This window comes from Pedobacter sp. WC2423, from assembly GCF_040822065.1.
GTDB lineage: Bacteria > Bacteroidota > Bacteroidia > Sphingobacteriales > Sphingobacteriaceae > Pedobacter.
Window position 1 is genome coordinate 2,596,090 of the sequence record NZ_CP162005.1, and the last position, 18,656, is coordinate 2,614,745.

An 18,656-nucleotide genomic window follows, 5' to 3' on the forward strand; every position below is an offset into this window, starting at 1 on the left:
GACTCTAATTCTGTAATTTTATTAGTCTAAAGAATTGTAATTAAACATGAACAACATCCTGAAAATTGCAAAGATTGATGCGTATTCTATTACACCAAAGTATTTGCAGCTGATCAATTCAATCCTGCAGGGGATCCAGTCGGGGCAGATAAAAAAAATGATATACTTCCCTCCATCAATGAGTTTAGTTATGCACTGGAAACTGCCAGAAGTACGGTAGAACGTGCCTATAATGAACTCAAAAGAATGGGACTGGTACAATCTGTAGCTGGAAAAGGCTTTTTTATCGTTCATACTCAATTTCAAAAACCAGTCAAAGTATTACTGCTTTTTAATAAGTTAAGTATCCATAAAAAGATCATTTACGATGCTTTTTCTGCCACGTTAGGAAATGAGGCCGCTATCGATTTTTATATTTATAATAATGATTTTAATGTATTCAAGAAACTGCTGCTGGATAAGGCAGATCATTATGCTAAATGTGTGATTATTCCTCATTTCTATGAAAACAAAGAAATGGGTTATAAACTGATTGATACAATTGCCAAGGAGAAGTTAATATTAATGGACAAACTGGCAGAGGGCGTGACGGGTAATTTTGGAGCGGTATATGAGAATTTTGAAGAGGATATCTTTTCTGCGCTGGAAAAGCTGATTGAAAGATTATCAAAGTATAATAAACTTAAAATAATCTTCCCTCAGAATTCTTACTATTCAAAGAAAATACTCCTTGGGTTTTTACGTTTCTGCCAGCATTATAACTTTGAGAACGAAATATTAAATAGTCTTGATTATCATGAGATAGAATGTGGGTCGGTCTATATTAATTTGATTGAAGATGATCTGGTAGTCTTAATTGAGAAGATTATTGAGGGCAATTATCAAATAGGAAAAGATATTGGTGTAATCTCTTACAATGAGACCCCTATTAAAAAGATCATCCTGGATGGAATCACTACAATTTCAACGGATTTTAAGATGATGGGAGAAAAAGCTGCCGAATTATTACTGAATAATTCATCGGAACATATTCAGATCCCTTTTAAGGTAACTTTAAGAAACTCTCTTTAACACTACATAACAAACAATTAATCAATTAATTACAAAGAACAGAAGAAATTACTAATTATATATTTTAATTATTTAGTGATAAAAAAGAAAAATAAATTTGCGTACCAAATATATTATTGTACTTTTGCAATCCCAACAACAACGAAGGTTATTTATAACTGAGATGTTGATCAAGTTCGGGGTGTAGCGTAGCCCGGTATCGCGCCTGCTTTGGGAGCAGGAGGTCGTAGGTTCGAATCCTGCCACCCCGACCATTCGACTTTGAAAAGTCGGCAAAACCCCTTAAATCATATGATTTAAGGGGTTTTTTGTTTTATTTCAATCCAATCGGTTCAGACAAATGCAAGGAAATATTCAATTATTTAATTGAATTATTTTGACCCGTTTCGCAAGGTTTACTGCCTGATTATTTAATCATCAGGTGCCCCTTTTGCTTAAGCCAATGCAAACCTGATCAAATGATGCTTTTGAAACAGTTAAAGATTGATAGATGAAAACAGTAAGCAACACATTCGGAGTAGCGTTTTATCTAAAAAACAGAAAGCCATCCCTGCGTTCGAAAATGAACAAGATTGTTCACAGGAGTACAGGATTGAATATTTACAGCTGCAAGCAAATAATAAAGATTGACCGAAAATAAAAACCTTTACAAAACCAGCTGGTACCTCACAGCCCTTCCAGCTCCTTCTATCGCAAAAGCCCCTAATTCATTAAGATGTTGTAAATCTCTTGTAGCCGTGGCTTTTGATGTTTTTCCAATAGCCATATATTTCTTCGCAGTCATCCCGCCTTCAAAACCAGCAGTTCCATTTTCCAGCATTCTACTAATCACCTTTAATTGGCGCTCATTAAACTGAGCTTTAAATCGGTCATAAAACTTTGCCTTCAATAAAGTGAATTGGACTAGCTCTTTGGAATCTTTCTGAGCCTCTAAAATGATTTCTGAAAAATAATTTATCCATTCCGAAATGTCTAAACTTCTCTGAGCACTTTTCAATTGCTCATAATAAAGCTTCCTGTTTCTTTCTATCGTTTTTGATAAGGAAAGTAAAACAGGAGAATTTAAGGTTTGACTAAATGCAAATTCTGACAAAGCCCTCCCAATCCTTCCGTTTCCATCTTCAAAAGGATGTATAGATTCAAAATATAAATGTATAATGGCTGATTTTAACAATGCTTTAGAAATCTTATCTTTAACCGGTAATTCAGTGCGATTATACCAATTTATAAATTTCTCCATTTCAGCAGGAACATCTGCTGAGGGTGGAGCTTCATAATGGACAACTTCTCCCCCATGTGCTCCAGAAACAATCTGCATTGGTTCTTCACCTTGACGCCACACACCAGCATTAACCTTCTGGTTATGCCCCATCAACACCTGATGCCAATGGCATATTAAATCAAGTGTTAGAGGCGCGCCTGTATTCTGGCTTACTTCCACCATCAGTTTTGCCACGCCGATTGCTCCCTTGTCTTTTACCACAAAATTCTGTTGAAGACCCAGGCTGTTTTTAATAGAAGACATTACATCTTCTCTACTCATATATTCGCCTTCAATTTTAGAGGTTTTAATGGCCTCTTCAATCAGAATTTCTAATAATGTTTCTTGCTTTAAATCTTCATTTAGACCTAGTAATAAGCCATTTATGGCACCAAACTCTTCTGCAAAAGCCAAAGACATCTCTTGTAGGTCTTTGACCGAATAAGTGAAATTGGGCCAGTCTTTTAATTGCCAATTATACATAGTGAGCCTATTAAATAAATTAATCGGCTCAAAAATAGCGATAATATGAGCCGATTAAAAATATTAATCGGCTCATATCTTTTATTCAATACCAAAAGTTGTGGATCAGGGATTAAATTTCAAGTTTTGGGTTTGATATTTTTGAGTTCAAAGCAGCTGGTTACGATTCTTTAATCAGCTGATTACTTCCTGATTTTATAGTTCAATTTATCATTATTAAACGCTCCTGATTACTTTGATAAGAGATCGGTCAACGCTTCAGCGGAATTCTTAGGAGTAGGAAAGATCCTGATTTTTCCAGGCTGGCTACTTTAACGAAACTTCTCTGATGCCTTTGGGTTTCCATTGCTTGTTTCCTTTTGCCCGGTACAGAACTTTTGAAAAAACCTGTACGCCAAACTGCTGCTTTAAAAATGAAATCGTCCTGGATTCCCTTTGAAAATTTACCCGTTAAACTTCCCATAATAAATATCTTTTCACCAATGTAAGCCATTAGCGTTAAAGATTATCCTGATGCGTAAAAAATGTCCGTAATTGTCCGCAGCTGTCTGCAATTGTCCGCAGTTGTCCATAGGTTAGTCAAAGGGAAAATTATAATTTCATTAATCTTCAACTAGTTATGGTTGGGTTGTGCCTGAGTGGTGGTCGGGATGACACCAGGTTGAGAACGGGCTTGAACTATGGCAAGTCTAAGTCATTTCAACTAGTTATTTTGACTTGGACTTGCCATGCTCTCACGTTACTTTAGCATTGCTCTTACCCTAACGAGTACCCGACCAGTACTCGGACAGTACCCGGCCGATATGGCTTTATGATTTAGCTATTTTGAATTTATTTACGAACAGCCCGGCCTTGTTTCCCCTGAGTCATTCCCAGGCAAATTGAAAGCTTTCAGCGCAACTTCCAGAGGAAGGTTTTTCCTTTGACTAAGGCATGGACAACTACGGACAATTGCAGACAGCTGCGGACAATTACGGACATTGTCCACTCCTGATGATGCGCTTTAACGTTAATGATTTACATTTATGAAAAAGCACTATTTATGGTAATTTTCAATGGTAAATTTTCAAAGGGAATCCTGGGCGATTTCATTTTTAAAGTAGTAGATGAAGCACAGGTTCTTTTAAAAAGGCAAGTATCACGCACAGGGAAGCAATTCCTCCCTAGCTTCTCCTTTAGATCAACACACCTGTTTTCCGGGAGTTTCCTTTCCCAAAGAATTCCGCCTGACCCTAAATAACTCTGGCTTTTTGTCTGACAGGCCTTTCATTCCGCTTATTGCTTAAATATTTTCTTACAGGCATATCATAAATTACCATGACCAGGTAAGCTACTCCAACCAGCACAATTAACCCGGCTGTGATAATTAAGGTCAATTGTATAGTGCCAGGCTTATGACTGGTATAATAGTTACCAAACATCCATAATGCAGCGTAATGTGTCATATACAATGGATAGGAGATCTTTCCCGAAAATATACAAAGCTTTTTAAAGACAGCCGTTAACTTAGCTCCTGCGCCCAAAGCTATCAGCATAGGGAAGTAAAATAAAACGACCAGAGGTTCGGATATCCAGTTCCATTTGGAGACTGGCATGATAAAGGCCAGAAGCAATAATATAGACAGGCCGATAAATCCAAGCTTGTTTTTAATAATCCAGTTGGAACGGTAAATAAGCAATCCTGCTAAAAAGGAAAACGATATCCTGACGCTGCCATCCCAAAATGTAGGGCCGCTCCAGCCACCCAGTAAATTGCCGGAACGATAAGCTACATAGCAAATAGCCACAGCCGATAGTATGGTCAACAATAACAGGTATCCGCGGCCAATTTGATAAAGCACGAATGCATAAACAATATTGGCAACATATTCCCAAAACAACGACCATGCTGGCGCATTGAAGCTGAACAGATTAAAACCACGATCAGCTATTACAGGTAAAGGAATAAGAAATATCGAGCAAATAAAAGTCAGAATGATTTTACCGGTACTATACAATTCCGGATGACCTCCAAACGGATCGAATAAGAATGCCAGCAAGCCTAATACCGATCCTGCTACAACAAGTGGATGCAACCTGATAATTCTTGATATCAAAAAACTGAAAACGCCCATTTTTGATATCCTATCATCATAAGCATATCCGATCACAAATCCCGAAAGACAGAAGAAGAAATCAACAGCCAAAAAACCATGTCCAATAAAGTTCTTGCTAGCATCAGTATAAACCCATTCCATAAAATGAAACGTGACAACTGCAAGAGCAGCAACGCCCCTTAATCCATCAAGAATTTCGAAATGCTGTTTTGTTTGCAGAGTTGTCCCGGTGGTTCCGTTCGTATCCATTTAATATATACTTTTCAGACTAAGTTTAATGTGGTGATAGCATCAGGTCTACTTCAACTTTGCATGTTGAACCGATAGTTTTTTTGGCAGTTGTTGTATATTTTTCTCACATAAATCGTAAAGTTCCAGACCTTTTTCGGTAAAACCATATTTTTCAATATAAGCCAATACAAATTCACCCTGTATACTTTGATGTTCTTCATCGCATATATTCAAATAGTCACAGATAAGTGCCTGATATTTTTCGTCCATAAGCCCTAATGTAAATACGGCAAAGCTACCAGGCATAGCACAGTGCTCTGCTTCAAAATCATTATACCACTCAAATTCTTTCATGGCCAGCCGTGCGTAATCTTCAATTTTGCCATACAGGGCTGGCCATCTTGCTGCATTCGCAAATAACTGATGAACGCCTTTTTTCTGCAATCCTTTAATAGGAAGCCAATTCTTTTCAGGGCTTTTAAAAGTAATGGTGTAAGATCCGGGAAAACCGAATTCTAACAAACGGCAAAGAAAATTCAAAACCAGCAGATAAGCTTCTTCTTTCTCTTCTTTCAATGTGATTTTTATAGTCGCGAAAACATCATTCGCATTGCAGGAAACTATGCTGTCTTTGTATTGTGCTATCTCCAATGGCAATTCGCCACTGCCTTGCTTCTTTAGCTTTGTGGGTAAATCACTACCAATTGCTTTGGCCATATTAAAAATATTATTTGCTGTATATTGGCCTTCGCTTCCTCCGTATTTTACATAACACACTCCAATATAGCAGGCAAAACGCAGGTAATCTTCCTGCAACTGCCCAATAGATTTGCCGGGTTTTAACTTATAATGATCGTCCCCGTCATTATCGATTGTTCGTTCTAAAAATGGATCACGGACATTGCTGTCCACCCAGTCAGACAAGATCCTGTCCACATGCCATTGCCATCCACAGAGTTTCCGCATAGTATCGGAAAAATCCCTTGCCTTTTCGTATGCGAAACCGCTATTACCAAGTTTAAACAAATAATATTCCAATGGAGCGTCTACTAAAATTTCCCTTCCGTTCACAAGAAAGCACTCGTGAGTTGGATAATCAGGCTCTTCACGGGTATTAGACACCTGCGCTTTTCCTTCCTGGATAGAGGTAACACAGGTATCGAACAATTCATTTAATGAGGAATCAGAATTAATATCCTCAAACATTAAATAATCTCTTTTATTTTCCATTATTAACCGGTTGTGCTTGTCTACTGACAAAGAAACTATAATTTATATGTTTTACAAACATTGCTCAAAAATTTCGCGTTTTATGTGTCTCGCAGATGTCAAAACTTAAGGAAAATACTTTATTCAGTTGGAACACCACTAAATTTATTGCTGAAAATGTAACTATTTACCTTCAAGATAGACGGACTTTTCTTAACAGCAGTTAAATAATAAGTAGAATTTAAACGCATAGAAAAATGAAAAATAAAAAGATTGGCTGGATTGGCCTCGGAAAAATGGGTCAGCCCATGTCCGGACAATTGTTAAAAGCAGGTTATCCGGTTTATGTATATGGCCGCCATGAGCAGGACACACAAGCTATGGCCGCTAAAGGTGCAGTGGTTTCACAATCTGTGCTTGACTTAGTAAATATCGTTGATATATTATTCTTAATGGTGACCGATGATCACGCTATTGAAGATATTTTTAAATCGGAAGCAGGAGTTCTGTCTGCTGAACTTACCGGTAAAACGATTGTGAATATGAGTACAGTTTCTCCGGGAATCAATCGTGAAATGGCTATACTTTGCAAGGAAAAAGGTGCGTTTTATCTCGATGCCCCCGTTTCGGGAAGTATTAAGCAGGCCGAAGAAGCGAAGCTTGTGATTATGGCAGGAGGCGAAGAAGCTGTCTATGAAAGTATCAAACCGCTGTTTGGCATTTTAGGAAGTTCATCCAGTCTCATTGGCGATATTGGTGCAGGAAATCTTGCCAAGCTCAGTATCAACACACTTTTAGCTATTGAAGCGCAAGGTCTTGCAGAAGTCATTAATTTTGCTGAGCATCATAGTATTTCAGCAGAAAAAATCCTATCCATAATCAATAACGGTGCGCTGGGTAGCGTATTCATGAAGTTGAAAGGCGAATTGATCATTAATGAGAATTATAATCCAGCCTTTGCTTTAAAGCTGCTGACCAAAGATCTCAGGCTGGCAAAGGCAGAAGGTTTGGACTCACCATTAGGAAATACAGTTTGTAAAACTTTTCAGCAGGCGGAAGCAGAATTCGGTAATGAAGATCTTATTGCCATTAAAAAATATCTTTAACTTTAATATTGGCTTGATCTGCTTTGATTAAGCCAATATAATAGCTAACACTAATTTTATAGTCCATGCTGGTCTATCAGATAGATCAGAGAAGCCATACTTGCAGCACCTAATTCAAGTTCGCGTTTATTTACGTTTTCAAAAACATCATTTGAAGAATGATGAATATCAAAATAGCGTTGAGAATCAGGTCTGAAACCGATGAGGACAACTCCCGGAACTTTTTCCTTTAATGGGCCAATATCAGTACCAGACTGACCAATGGTTAAACGATCTGCTTCATAAGGTTCAAATATAGGTTTCCATTGCTTGTTAATCTTCCTGATAAAATCATCAGATACACCTTCAAAGCTGAAACCGCGCGGAGTGAAACCACCTTCATCTGTTTCAATAGCCGCAATATGTTCCTCTTTATTCAGGGCAGCCAGTTCAGCATATTTCGTTCCTCCGTTATGGCCGTTTTCTTCATTCATAAAAAAGACTGCACGAACAGAATTTTTAGGCTTGTAATTTAAAGATTTGAAAATACGCAGCACTTCTGCTGATTGCAAAACACCTGTACCATCATCATGTGCACCTTCGGCCAGATCCCATGAATCAAGATGTCCGCCAACTGTAATGAATTTATTGGGATGTTCTGTACCTGTCAACTCCCCAATTACATTGTAAGATAATACATCTGCAAGTAGCTGGCAGTCCTGTTTAAAATAGAACTTAACAACAGGCAGCTTACGCATTTTCAGCATAGCGCTTAACTTATTTGCCGCTTTAGTTGATATAGCCGCAGCAGGTATATTTTTACCGTCTTTATCAAAAAGTGTGGCACCAGTATGCGGATAATCATCAAGGCTTTCGGTCAGCGAACGAACAATTACACCAACAGCGCCATATTTAGCAGCAGTTGACGGCCCCATGAACCGCTGATCGCCTGTTTTTCCATAAGCTTCACCCGTACTGATAAACTTTGGGTCAAATGGACGGTTAAAGAAAACTATTTTACCTTTTATCCTGCTTTCACCAAGTTCTTCTACTTCTTTAATGCTTTGTACTTCAATAATATTGGCAGTAAGCCCATTTTCAGGAGTTGCAACACTCATACCCAGCGCAGCAATTGGTACAGGGATACGATTTTTCCCATCAATAATATAGGCAGTCTCCCTCGCTCCTCTTACCCAATGCGGCACCATAACTTCCTGCAGATATACTTTATCAAACCCGTAATTTTCCATTAGTTTTTTGCTCCAAATCACTGCTTTTTGAGCATTTTCAGATCCACTCAGACGCGGACCAATATTTTTACAGAGATAACGGAGGTTTTCATAGCATTTACTATTTACCAGGGATTCATCGTAGATTTTACGTATAATCACTGTTTCCTGGGCATACAATTGATTTGCAGAAAACAATACAAGAAGAATAAGCTTTAATTTCATTGGGGGAATCAGCGTTTAGGTTCTACAATACATTCAGGCAAATGCTTAATTGGGAAGTTACATGAATTGGCAATAAAACACAGCTTTCGTGCTTCTGCATGTAAACTAATTGCTTTTTCATGTTTTGCTTCATCAATAATCAGCACCACCGGCCGTAAAATAACTTCTGTAAACTGACCGCTCCCATCCGCATTTTCGGTCATCGTCCCTGTCGCCTCATCTTTATAGTCCATCACAATAATATCATTTTGCGAACACAGGTGAAGATACCAAAGCATATGACAGGATGAGATAGATGAAACGAGCAGATCTTCAGGGTTATGCCTGGTTTTATCACCAAGAAAAGCAGAATCAGATGAACCATTGATATCGTCCTTGTGATCAATTGAAACAATAAAATCCCGATCATAAGATCTGTAGTCCATAGTTCCGGAGCCCTTATTTCCTGCCCATACAAGATTTGTTTTATACTGATGTGTCTTAGCCATAAATGATCATTTAATATTCAATAAAGCCAATTTAGACATTCTTATTTAGTTAAAAAATAAATCATTGTTTATTCTGTAAATAGACTGGCGTTATTAAAAATGAGAATATATCTTTGATCAAATTTCCCAATGATGACATTTCCTTCTCTTAAAAACTTACAACAAAGTGTATATCGTGTTTTAAAGCGTTTTCCTTTTGAAATGCTTTTTGCATTCATTGCAACTTTAGCAACAATAGCATATATAGAACTGGAGAGCCTGAATTATCTAAAGGAAAGCTGGTGCAAAAGAGTAATAATGACAGCTGCCCTGGGAGTGGTGATTAGCCTGGCTACTACCCTCTTTTGTGAAAGCCGGTCAATTAAAACTTCGCAGCGGCTGATTTATAACCTGATTACAGCATTACTCACGACGACGTTATTTTTTACTTTTAATCCGCTTATAAATACTGCTGATCTGATCCGGTTTTTCTTACTGATCCTTGCCGGACACTTACTGGTCGCTTTTGCTGCATTCACTAAAGCTGGCGCTATACAGGGTTTCTGGCAATTTAATAAAACGCTGTTCCTGCACTTTTTAACCTGCATGCTTTACAGCACTGCCTTATATGCTGGTATCGCAGCTGCAATTGGTGCAATGAACCTCTTATTTAATGCAGACTTTAAGCACGATACTTTTTACATCCTATGGGTTTGTGTTACAGGTATATTCAATACGATATTTTTTCTTTCTGGCGTTCCCGATGATTTTGCTAAACTCAACCAGGATTTCAGCTATCCAAAGGGATTAAAAATATTTACTCAATATGTTCTGATACCACTTGCCACCATATATGTAGTGATTCTGCTGGCTTATGAATTAAAAATATTGGTACAGTGGAGGCTGCCTAAGGGATTCGTTTCCAACTTGATTTTAGGTTATGCAGTGTTTGGTATACTTTCCTTATTACTTATTTTCCCCATACGGGAAAAAGCAGAAAACAAATGGATTAAGACGTTTGCGCGTACTTTTTATTTTCTAATGCTGCCGCTCTTGTGCTTGTTATTTATAGCACTGAGTACAAGAATAGCTCTTTATGGTTTGACAGAACCCCGCTATTTTTTAACATTCCTGGCATGCTGGTTACTATTTATTACGCTTTATTTCCTGTTATCAAAAAAGCAAAATATCAAAGTAATCCCAATTTCGCTATTCCTGCTTACTGTATTATCTATTTATGGGCCTCAAAGTGCATTTTCTGTTTCGACCTATTCTCAAAAAAGTATTCTGCTAGGTATTTTTAAAGATAATCATGCTTTTCAAGCTGGCAGAATGGTAAGAATCAATAAGATTTCTAAAGAAAATGGGGAGAAAGCGGTAGCTACTTTAGAATATCTTATTGGTCATAATGATTTTGATGTCCTGCAGCCCTATGTTACGAAAGATCTGAAGGCGGTTAACGATTCTCTAAGCAAGGCCAAAGATAGTTATGGACATCTACGTACTTCAAGATATGAGATACTGGATCAAAAGATGAGATGGATAATCAACTATTTCGGATTAAAGAAATTCTCAGGATATCGTTTCTATTTTGACCATGACGATCAGCAGGAGAAACAGTATATTCTGAATACGACCGAGCCGGATATTACAGTAATAACTGGTTTTGATTTCATGATTGATCAGACAAATATTGATTTTACTGATACTCATAGTCAATATATGATTAATCATATATCTATAAATACAGAAACTAAAAAGGCAGGCATATTAAAACTCAGTCTGAATAATGAAGTGGCTGTATTCAATATCAATGAGCTGATCAGTGAGTTGATGAAACAGGAATCAAAGCTAAAACCTTACTTGCAAAAGCCGAACCGTGATGATCCTCCGGAATATAATTTGCCGCCCGCATTATTGAGCTTCACTAAAAAGACGAAAAACTTCCTGGTTACGCTTGAGCTTAAAACTATCAGCTTCTCTACGAATAAAAATCAAAAAATAAATTCTCTGGGTTATACTAAAGGAGTTTATCTGATTAAGAAAAGATAATGCAATCATAAAAAAGATTAAAAACAATAAAGTCGTCAATGAAAAACATATCTTAATTCACGAATAAACATTGACAAAAGAGAAATACATTAGAATAAAAAACAGATATTTAACTGCAAGATCAATTATTAAAAAATTCAATCGGAATGACCATTATTAAATCATTTACTGCCCTGTTACTTTTTACATTTTCAATACAGGCAAAAGCGCAATATTTCAAAGTCAGTGCTATAAAAGAGACATTTGAACAGTCTGGAGAATATAATTTCCCAGTATTGACCGGAAAAACTCCGGCACAAAACATGATCAATACATTTTTACAGGGCAAAGAACTGGATATCCTTCCTGGAAAACAGAAGATCAGTATTTTTGAAAAAGTAAGACCAGAGAAAGGTTCAAACATGGGTACAACAATATTAAACTATCATGTGCTGATCAATACCTCTAAACTGTTTTCTGTAGAAATAAATAGTGAATATACGAGTGCATCTCTCAATGAATATTCTGCAATTAATAATTTTGATGCACAAACAGGCAGGCTTATACAGTTTAGTGATCTGGTAACAAAAGAAGGATACGAGGCAATTCGTCAATTTATTATCAAAAGCCGTAAGACAAGATTGAGCAACTATCTTAAAACTTTAAAAAACTCAAAGGACAAAGATGAATCTGTGATCACAACCTATTCTTCATGCCTGTTGGAGCAGGATAAAGATAACCTGAATCTTGACGATCTTAAATTTCAAAAGAACGGTTTATTCTTAACCAGAAGATCCTGCTCCGGATCGCATTATTTTCAGGCAATGGAAGGTAAAACCGATATTTACGGTAATCTGTTAAGTAACAAATTCCTGGAACCTTATTTAAATGAATATGGAAAGTGTTTATTAGCTGCCACAGCATCAAAATGTATTGCACCTCAAAACCACGTTCTGAGAAAAGGTGTATTCAAAGGCAAAATAAATAAGCTTTATCCAATCACGTTATTGGTTACTTATATTGGCGAAGACTCTTTCCAAGCCTCTTACTTCTATGATAAATACGGCAAGAAAACTGAATTGAGAGGTACTTTCAACAAGGATTCTTCTCTGTTATTAACGGAGGCACCAAACTATGATGCTCCAAAGAAACAGGAAGTTTTTAAAGTAAAAATTAAGGAAGACGGAAGTTTAACTGGCACCTGGAATGATGGAAAAAACACTTATCCTGTAGAATTGATTAATTAGTAGCAGACACGACCCTGGTTCAGCATTTACGTCTGATGAATATGATTAAAGGAATTGATACTTCTTTTTCTCAAGATACCAGTCGCTTTTTTTTATAGCATATTTGCAGCAAGTAACCTGATCAGCAGAAACCGCTTGTCATTAATAACATCAATAAATTATAAATGGATAATAAAGAACAAATCAATAAGCAAATTACAGGAAAGTGGAAAGCTGTATCAGATAAATATGTATTTAATGATAAAAAAGGAAATACAATACATCCCGATCAGGTTAACACTGAACTTGATATCATTATAGTATTAGATGGTGTAAATTTCAAAGCTAATGAAAATGAGACTTTCCCATCAAAGGCTACTTATGAGATTATCAAAGAGGGTAATGACTCTTATATGGTTCAATCTTTCGGTAAGGAAACAGAAGTTTACAAGCTGACTTTGACCGGGGATCTGATGATATGGACCACTGAACCTGAAGGAATGCAGTTTAATAAAGATGGTAAATGGCATTCTTCACCAAATACTATCTATACTATTGAATTTACAAGAGTAGTTTAAAAAAAATCAGTCGATGTTGCATCCACAGACATCGACTGGCTTATTAACTATTATTAACCTAAACTTGCCAGAGCAACGGGCGTTGTTAGCAATACCTTTATTTGGTGATCTTATATAGTAAAGACGCAAACCCACCTGTTTTCATCTGCTCTGTTTTCATCTTTTTTTAAAATATTTTTCACAGCAAATAATTATCAGCATTGAAATGTCTGAAAAGAAGAGTATTGCTTTGATTTCATCAGTTGTTGTTTAATTGTTTTCGTCCCCTTAACAATATGATCACCTATCGTAGAAACACTTATTCCCAGAATTTTACTGGCCTCCTGGTATGATTTGCCTTCCAGTTTGCAGAGAACAAATATCTTTTTCCTTCTTGGGGAAAGGCAGTCTACTGCCTGGAGCAATAACTCCTCCTCTACTCCTGTTTTTATGGTTTCAATTGGCTGATGCGTAATTTCTGAAGCTAGAAGCTGGAGATTTTCCAGCATCTTTTTATCCCGCTTAATACTGCGATAGAAATTTGTAACCGAATTTTGAGCCATACGGAATAGATAATAATGAAAAGGTTTATTAACATTAAGTGCGGCTTTTTTTTCCCAAACCTTAGTAAAAACATCCTGAAGGATTTCTTTAGCAAGCTCGTCATCCCTGGTCATTCTTCTCAGGTTGCAATAAATGCCACCGCTATGATCTCTATATAGTTGTTCAAAAGCATTTTTATTTCCCGCTTTGACATGACTGAATAGTTCTTCTTCAGTCCAGGGCATTTTTTCTACAATTCTTTTTCCTCTATTGTCTAATATCTCCATCAAATACACCTAACTAATTAATATTCAATATTAAATACTTTTTTGTAATTCAACAATACTGTTGAATGTAATTCTACACATATAGCTTAAGAAAAACGTTTTTTCAACAATAAAAAGCTTTATATTTTTTTCTATAGAAACCTTGGCCAGGTTAAATTGAAGGTATAAAAAGAGAAATAGTCAACCAGTCTGGTCATGGAAAGCAACAACTGATTATATGAGTACACTTATAATTTTATTTTCCAGTAAAAATATTTATATCCAGATATTTAATAATATGCAATTATTTAAACATTTTAATACTCAATAAGTTAACATAAAAATATAATTGATTAATTTTAAAAACTTTATCATCATTAAAGACATATTTAGTATCAAAATTATCATATATTAGTCTTATACTTAATTGTTTAGGAGATTACTTCTATTCATTTTTTCTGTTTTTCTTTCTATTATACATTTGCACAAAGTTCATGGTCATTGAAAGGATCGGTAACAGATCACGCATCCGTTGCAAATTAGCCGCACACGACAATCAGCGTGCTGCGGGCCAAAGATTCTACACGCGTTAAATTCACAACAGCCAATGAGCAGGATAATTTTAATATTTCTGATCTTCAAAAAGGGAAGGCTGTTTTTGTTGATTACCTATCCTGGTTATGCAGATAATTCATTTTATTGCAGGTTTTAAAAAAGACCTTCCTGAGCAAATTTAAAATTCTTAGATTTGCCAACAACCAAATTTAATAGAGACAAATGAGAGAAGTAGTTATCGTATCAGCATTAAGGACACCAATAGGAAGTTTCGGCGGTTCGCTGTCAGGTTTTACAGCTACCCAATTGGGAGGTTTTGCCATTAAAGCTGCTGTTGAAAAAGCGGGAATCAAACCTGAACATGTGCAGGAAGTATATATGGGTAATGTTTTATCTGCAAATGTAGGTCAGGCACCAGCTACTCAGGCGGCTAAATTTGCCGGTTTACCTGATGTTCCAGCAACCACAATTAATAAAGTATGTGCTTCTGGTACAAAAGCGATCATGCTTGCAGCACAAAGTATTGCTTCAGGACAAAATGATATTGTTGTTGCTGGCGGAATGGAAAGTATGAGTAACGTTCCTTATTATCTTGATAAAGCCAGAACAGGTTACAGATTAGGGCATGGGCAGTTAACCGATGGCTTGGTTAAAGATGGCTTATGGGATGTTTATAATGACTACCATATGGGTTCTGCTGCCGAATTATGCGCCTCAACTTATAACATTAGCCGCGAGGCACAGGATAATTACGCAGTGAGTTCTTATAAAAGAGCACAGGCTTCTATCAATGATGGTAAATTCAACGCGGAAATCATTCCTGTTGAAGTAGTTGACCGTAAAGGAAATGCGACAATCGTTGATAAAGATGAAGATGCTTACTCGGTTAATTTTGAAAAGTTACCAGGGTTGAAACCAGTATTCAAAAAAGACGGAACAATTACTGCAGCAAATGCATCAGCATTAAATGATGGTGCAGCAGCATTGGTTTTGATGAGTGCAGATAAAGCAAAAGAACTTGGTTTAAAACCACTGGCGCGTATTTTAAGTTATGCTGATGCACAACAAGCACCAGAATGGTTCACAACTGCACCTTCAAAAGCTATTCCATTAGCGTTGCAAAGAGCGGGAAAAGATATGGCTGATGTAGATTTCTTTGAGATCAACGAAGCTTTTTCTGTAGTTTCTTTAGCTAATAATCAGGAAATGGGCTTAAATGAATCTCAGGTGAACGTAAACGGTGGTGCTGTTGCGATGGGACATCCGCTGGGTGCTTCCGGTGCAAGAATTGTAGTTACCCTAATCTCTGTACTGAACCAGAACAAGGGCAAAATCGGCGTTGCCGGAATTTGCAATGGTGGCGGTGGCGCAAGTGCATTGGTTATTGAAAATTTAAATTAATGCTTAAGGTTTTTAAACCCTTCTTTATCCTATTCCTGATGAGCTGTGCGGCGACAAATGTCTCTGCACAGCTCAGTTCGGGTACAGCCGAATTAAACAAGTATCAGGATTCTCTTTTAAAAATCACTAAAGTCTTATTTACAGCACCCAATAATATTGAGCGTTTTGAACAGAATTCTAAATTCATCAAAACGTTGGTAGCGGCTTTGAAAACACCTTCATCTTTTGATTTTGCTTTCGATTCTCTGCAAACAATCTCTGTTGTAAAATCACCTGATCATACTTTCCGGATTTTCTCCTGGTATATACCTACTATAGAAGGTACTTACCGCTTTTTTGGTACAGTTCAACTGGCGACCAAAGACGGAAAACTAAAATTATACCCGCTGATTGACGACACAGAACATATTACTGATACCAATCAGATTACGACCAATAAACAATGGTACGGTGCAAGATATTATGAAATTGTGCCATTAATTGTAAGCGGACAAAGCACTTCCTATGTACTTCTTGGGTGGAAAGGAAATACCAGCAAAACTTCTAAAAAGGTTATTGAGGTGCTTTCATTTGTAAATGATGAATTGAAATTTGGAAAGGCAATTTTCCAGGGGCCTAAAAATGCCGCTGTAAAAAACAGAATTGTATTTGAATATAATAAACTGAATTCCATGACCTTAAGACTGGATCAGCATGAACAAATGATCGTATTTGATCATCTTGCTCCTTTTGATCCTGATATGGAAGGAAATTTTGAGTACTACGCTTCTGATTCCAGTTTTGATGGTTATCGCCTGGTAGGCAATCAACTGAAACTGGTAGAAAATATCGACTTAAAAAATGATCCGGATGCGAAGGATGATTTTTATATAGACCCTAAACCTAAAGAAACACCAACTTTAAAGAACTAGTTTTTAAGCAAAATACAGCCTCTACGGGGCTTAAATTTGTGATTACGGGGTCATGTCCTTATATTGCGCGATGCGTCACTTCGCTAACACATAACTAATTTTTGAAATTGATGAATGAAACCATTAAAGTAAAGCATCCGAAAGGACTGACTTTCCTTTTCCTGTCTGAGATGTGGGAACGTTTTGGATATTACCTGATGATAGGGATCTTCACCCTATATTTAAAAGATGTTAAAGCCGGTTTTTCAATGACCGAGGCTGAATCTGCCGACTTATATGGTACTTTTATTGCACTTGTTTTTCTTACTCCATTTTTAGGCGGATTAATTGCTGACCGTTATTTGGGTTATGCAAAATCAATCATCCTGGGCGGGTTATTAATGGGTGTTGGTTATTGCATGATGGCTATCCATAGTTTACCAATTCTATATCTTTCCATGACACTGGTTATTATTGGAAATGGGTTTTTCAAACCAAATATTTCTACCTTACTGGGTAATATTTATTCTACGCCTGAGTATTCAGCTAAAAAAGATGAGGGTTATAATATCTTTTATATGGGTATTAATATTGGTGCTTTTATCTGTAATTTCTTTGGTGCAGCATTGTATATCATGCTGGGCTGGGGTTATGCATTTATCGCAGCAGGTATTGGAATGTTCATTGGTGTAGCTATTTTCATCTACGGAATGAAGCATTACAGCGCTTTTGATATTAAAAAAGGTGTGAAAGACGGTGATATGTCTTTCTTGAAAATTGTATTGGTAATTTTAGTCCCTTCTGTTATTGCAGGAGTGATTGGCTGGGTACTTCCCACTAAATTAATGGGCCATGCACTGGTGGGTTCTGCTTCTACTGATGCATTTATCTTTGCTTGTGTTCCTGTAATCTATTTTTACGGCTCTTTACTTGCTAAAGCCGATAAAGACGAAAAAAGACCGATTGCTGCATTACTCACAATATTTGCTGTCGTAATTCTTTTTTGGGCGGTATTCAAACAAAACGGTACTGCATTAACAACCTGGGCTGATCGCTATACAGACAGGCATTTACAAAACCCCGTTGCCGAAAAAACCTTCTCTAAACTTAATTTTTCACAAAACTTCACCTATTCGAAAGACTCTATACCTTTATATGACAACGCATTCCGGATTCAAAAGAAAGACGGAGTTGTGTTAAAAGAATACAATTACCCTACTTATTTTAAAAATATCCCAGCGAATAAGCTTCCGGCAGAAGGTGGTAAAGTTGAGCTTTGGGCAACTAATCTAAGCCAATCCATAAATCCTGCCTGGGTGATTTTACTGACCCCATTAGTAGTCGCATTCTTTACCTGGCTTCGCAACAGAAACAGGGAACCGAGTACGGCCACAAAAATTGCGTTTGGCTTATTCATTTCAGCGCTTTCTGTACTGGTGATGATTGGTGCTGTTTATGCTGGCAGTAACGGTGCTGAAAAAGTTTCGGTTTTATGGCTGGTAGCAGGTTACGGAGTCATCACCATTGGTGAACTGTTTTTAAGCCCGATGGGCTTATCACTGGTTTCGAAGTTAAGTCCGGTAAGAATCACTTCCCTGATGATGGGCGGGTGGTTCCTGGCAACTTCTATTGGAAATAAGTTATCAGGTGTACTGGCTACGCTCTGGGATACTTATGAAAATAAAGCCAATTTCTTTTGGGTAAACTTTAGCCTTCTTCTTTTCTCTGCCGTTATAGCTTTCTTTCTTTTAAAATGGCTGAATGGTATTATGGAGGAAAAAGGAATAAAATAGTTACGGGGAAAAACCGATAATTAGAATTAATTTGCAA

16 protein-coding genes and 1 tRNA gene are annotated in these 18,656 nt (G+C 37.0%); 10 read left to right on the forward strand and 7 right to left on the reverse strand.

Features of this window, described 5'->3' with window-relative positions:
- Positions 1-46 precede the first annotated feature (46 nt).
- The 3 genes from AB3G38_RS10400 to AB3G38_RS10410 all read left to right on the forward strand — a co-directional run bounded on the left by AB3G38_RS10400 (position 47) and on the right by AB3G38_RS10410 (position 1,325).
- Positions 47-220 (forward strand): hypothetical protein, encoded by a 174-nt coding sequence (locus tag AB3G38_RS10400; protein ID WP_367868415.1) that lies wholly within the window; start codon positions 47-49, stop codon positions 218-220.
- Positions 196-1,071: a substrate-binding domain-containing protein gene (locus tag AB3G38_RS10405; RefSeq protein ID WP_367868761.1), complete on the forward strand. Its 876-nt coding sequence runs from the start codon at positions 196-198 to the stop codon at positions 1,069-1,071. The genes AB3G38_RS10400 and AB3G38_RS10405 overlap by 25 nt, the downstream gene beginning before the upstream one ends.
- A gap of 177 nt (positions 1,072-1,248) precedes the next feature.
- Positions 1,249-1,325: transfer RNA gene (locus tag AB3G38_RS10410), tRNA-Pro, on the forward strand.
- 392 nt (positions 1,326-1,717) lie between these two features.
- On the opposite strand, the gene AB3G38_RS10415 is transcribed toward AB3G38_RS10410, so the two are convergent.
- From AB3G38_RS10415 to AB3G38_RS10430, 4 genes are all read right to left on the reverse strand, one after another.
- Positions 1,718-2,815, reverse strand: a complete 1,098-nt coding sequence (locus AB3G38_RS10415) for a Fic family protein (RefSeq protein ID WP_367868416.1) — start codon at positions 2,813-2,815, stop codon at positions 1,718-1,720.
- A 250-nt stretch (positions 2,816-3,065) separates the two neighbouring features.
- Positions 3,066-3,308, reverse strand: coding sequence for a hypothetical protein (locus AB3G38_RS10420; RefSeq protein WP_367868417.1), 243 nt, complete (start codon positions 3,306-3,308; stop codon positions 3,066-3,068).
- Positions 3,309-4,047: 739 nt separating this feature from the next.
- The gene (locus AB3G38_RS10425) at positions 4,048-5,160 is read right to left on the reverse strand and encodes an acyltransferase family protein (protein ID WP_367868418.1); all 1,113 of its coding nucleotides are present in this window, start codon (positions 5,158-5,160) and stop codon (positions 4,048-4,050) included.
- Positions 5,161-5,208: 48 nt separating this feature from the next.
- Positions 5,209-6,372 (reverse strand): DUF6138 family protein, encoded by a 1,164-nt coding sequence (locus AB3G38_RS10430; RefSeq protein WP_367868419.1) that lies wholly within the window; start codon positions 6,370-6,372, stop codon positions 5,209-5,211.
- Between the two features lie 236 nt (positions 6,373-6,608).
- Here AB3G38_RS10430 and AB3G38_RS10435 point away from each other — a divergent pair, with 236 nt between their 5' ends.
- Positions 6,609-7,457 carry an NAD(P)-dependent oxidoreductase gene (locus AB3G38_RS10435; RefSeq protein ID WP_367868420.1) on the forward strand — a complete coding sequence of 283 codons (849 nt, stop codon included), beginning with the start codon at positions 6,609-6,611 and terminating at the stop codon, positions 7,455-7,457.
- A gap of 56 nt (positions 7,458-7,513) precedes the next feature.
- On the opposite strand, the gene AB3G38_RS10440 is transcribed toward AB3G38_RS10435, so the two are convergent.
- Both AB3G38_RS10440 and AB3G38_RS10445 read right to left on the reverse strand, forming a co-directional pair.
- Entirely contained in the window at positions 7,514-8,890 is a 1,377-nt protein-coding gene (locus tag AB3G38_RS10440) for a M20/M25/M40 family metallo-hydrolase (protein WP_367868421.1), read from the reverse strand.
- 8 nt (positions 8,891-8,898) lie between these two features.
- The gene (locus AB3G38_RS10445; RefSeq protein ID WP_367868422.1) at positions 8,899-9,378 is read right to left on the reverse strand and encodes an OsmC family protein; all 480 of its coding nucleotides are present in this window, start codon (positions 9,376-9,378) and stop codon (positions 8,899-8,901) included.
- A gap of 129 nt (positions 9,379-9,507) precedes the next feature.
- On the opposite strand from AB3G38_RS10445, the gene AB3G38_RS10450 reads away from it, so the two are divergent.
- The 3 genes from AB3G38_RS10450 (at position 9,508) to AB3G38_RS10460 (ending at position 13,192) form a co-directional block, all read left to right on the forward strand.
- Complete coding sequence (locus AB3G38_RS10450; RefSeq protein ID WP_367868423.1) at positions 9,508-11,409, forward strand: DUF4153 domain-containing protein; 1,902 nt, start codon at positions 9,508-9,510, stop codon at positions 11,407-11,409.
- 146 nt (positions 11,410-11,555) lie between these two features.
- On the forward strand, positions 11,556-12,635 hold the full coding sequence (locus AB3G38_RS10455) for a hypothetical protein (RefSeq protein ID WP_367868424.1): 1,080 nt from the start codon (positions 11,556-11,558) through the stop codon (positions 12,633-12,635).
- A gap of 164 nt (positions 12,636-12,799) precedes the next feature.
- Positions 12,800-13,192 (forward strand): hypothetical protein, encoded by a 393-nt coding sequence (locus tag AB3G38_RS10460; protein WP_367868425.1) that lies wholly within the window; start codon positions 12,800-12,802, stop codon positions 13,190-13,192.
- 194 nt (positions 13,193-13,386) lie between these two features.
- Here AB3G38_RS10460 and AB3G38_RS10465 read toward each other — a convergent pair whose 3' ends face one another.
- Positions 13,387-14,001: an RNA polymerase sigma factor gene (locus tag AB3G38_RS10465; protein WP_367868426.1), complete on the reverse strand. Its 615-nt coding sequence runs from the start codon at positions 13,999-14,001 to the stop codon at positions 13,387-13,389.
- A 756-nt stretch (positions 14,002-14,757) separates the two neighbouring features.
- On the opposite strand from AB3G38_RS10465, the gene AB3G38_RS10470 reads away from it, so the two are divergent.
- The 3 genes from AB3G38_RS10470 (at position 14,758) to AB3G38_RS10480 (ending at position 18,619) form a co-directional block, all read left to right on the forward strand.
- Positions 14,758-15,936, forward strand: coding sequence for an acetyl-CoA C-acyltransferase (locus AB3G38_RS10470; protein WP_367868427.1), 1,179 nt, complete (start codon positions 14,758-14,760; stop codon positions 15,934-15,936).
- Positions 15,936-16,847, forward strand: coding sequence for a hypothetical protein (locus AB3G38_RS10475; protein ID WP_367868428.1), 912 nt, complete (start codon positions 15,936-15,938; stop codon positions 16,845-16,847). The genes AB3G38_RS10470 and AB3G38_RS10475 overlap by 1 nt, the downstream gene beginning before the upstream one ends.
- A gap of 110 nt (positions 16,848-16,957) precedes the next feature.
- Positions 16,958-18,619 carry a peptide MFS transporter gene (locus tag AB3G38_RS10480; RefSeq protein ID WP_367868429.1) on the forward strand — a complete coding sequence of 554 codons (1,662 nt, stop codon included), beginning with the start codon at positions 16,958-16,960 and terminating at the stop codon, positions 18,617-18,619.
- Positions 18,620-18,656: the final 37 nt, after the last annotated feature.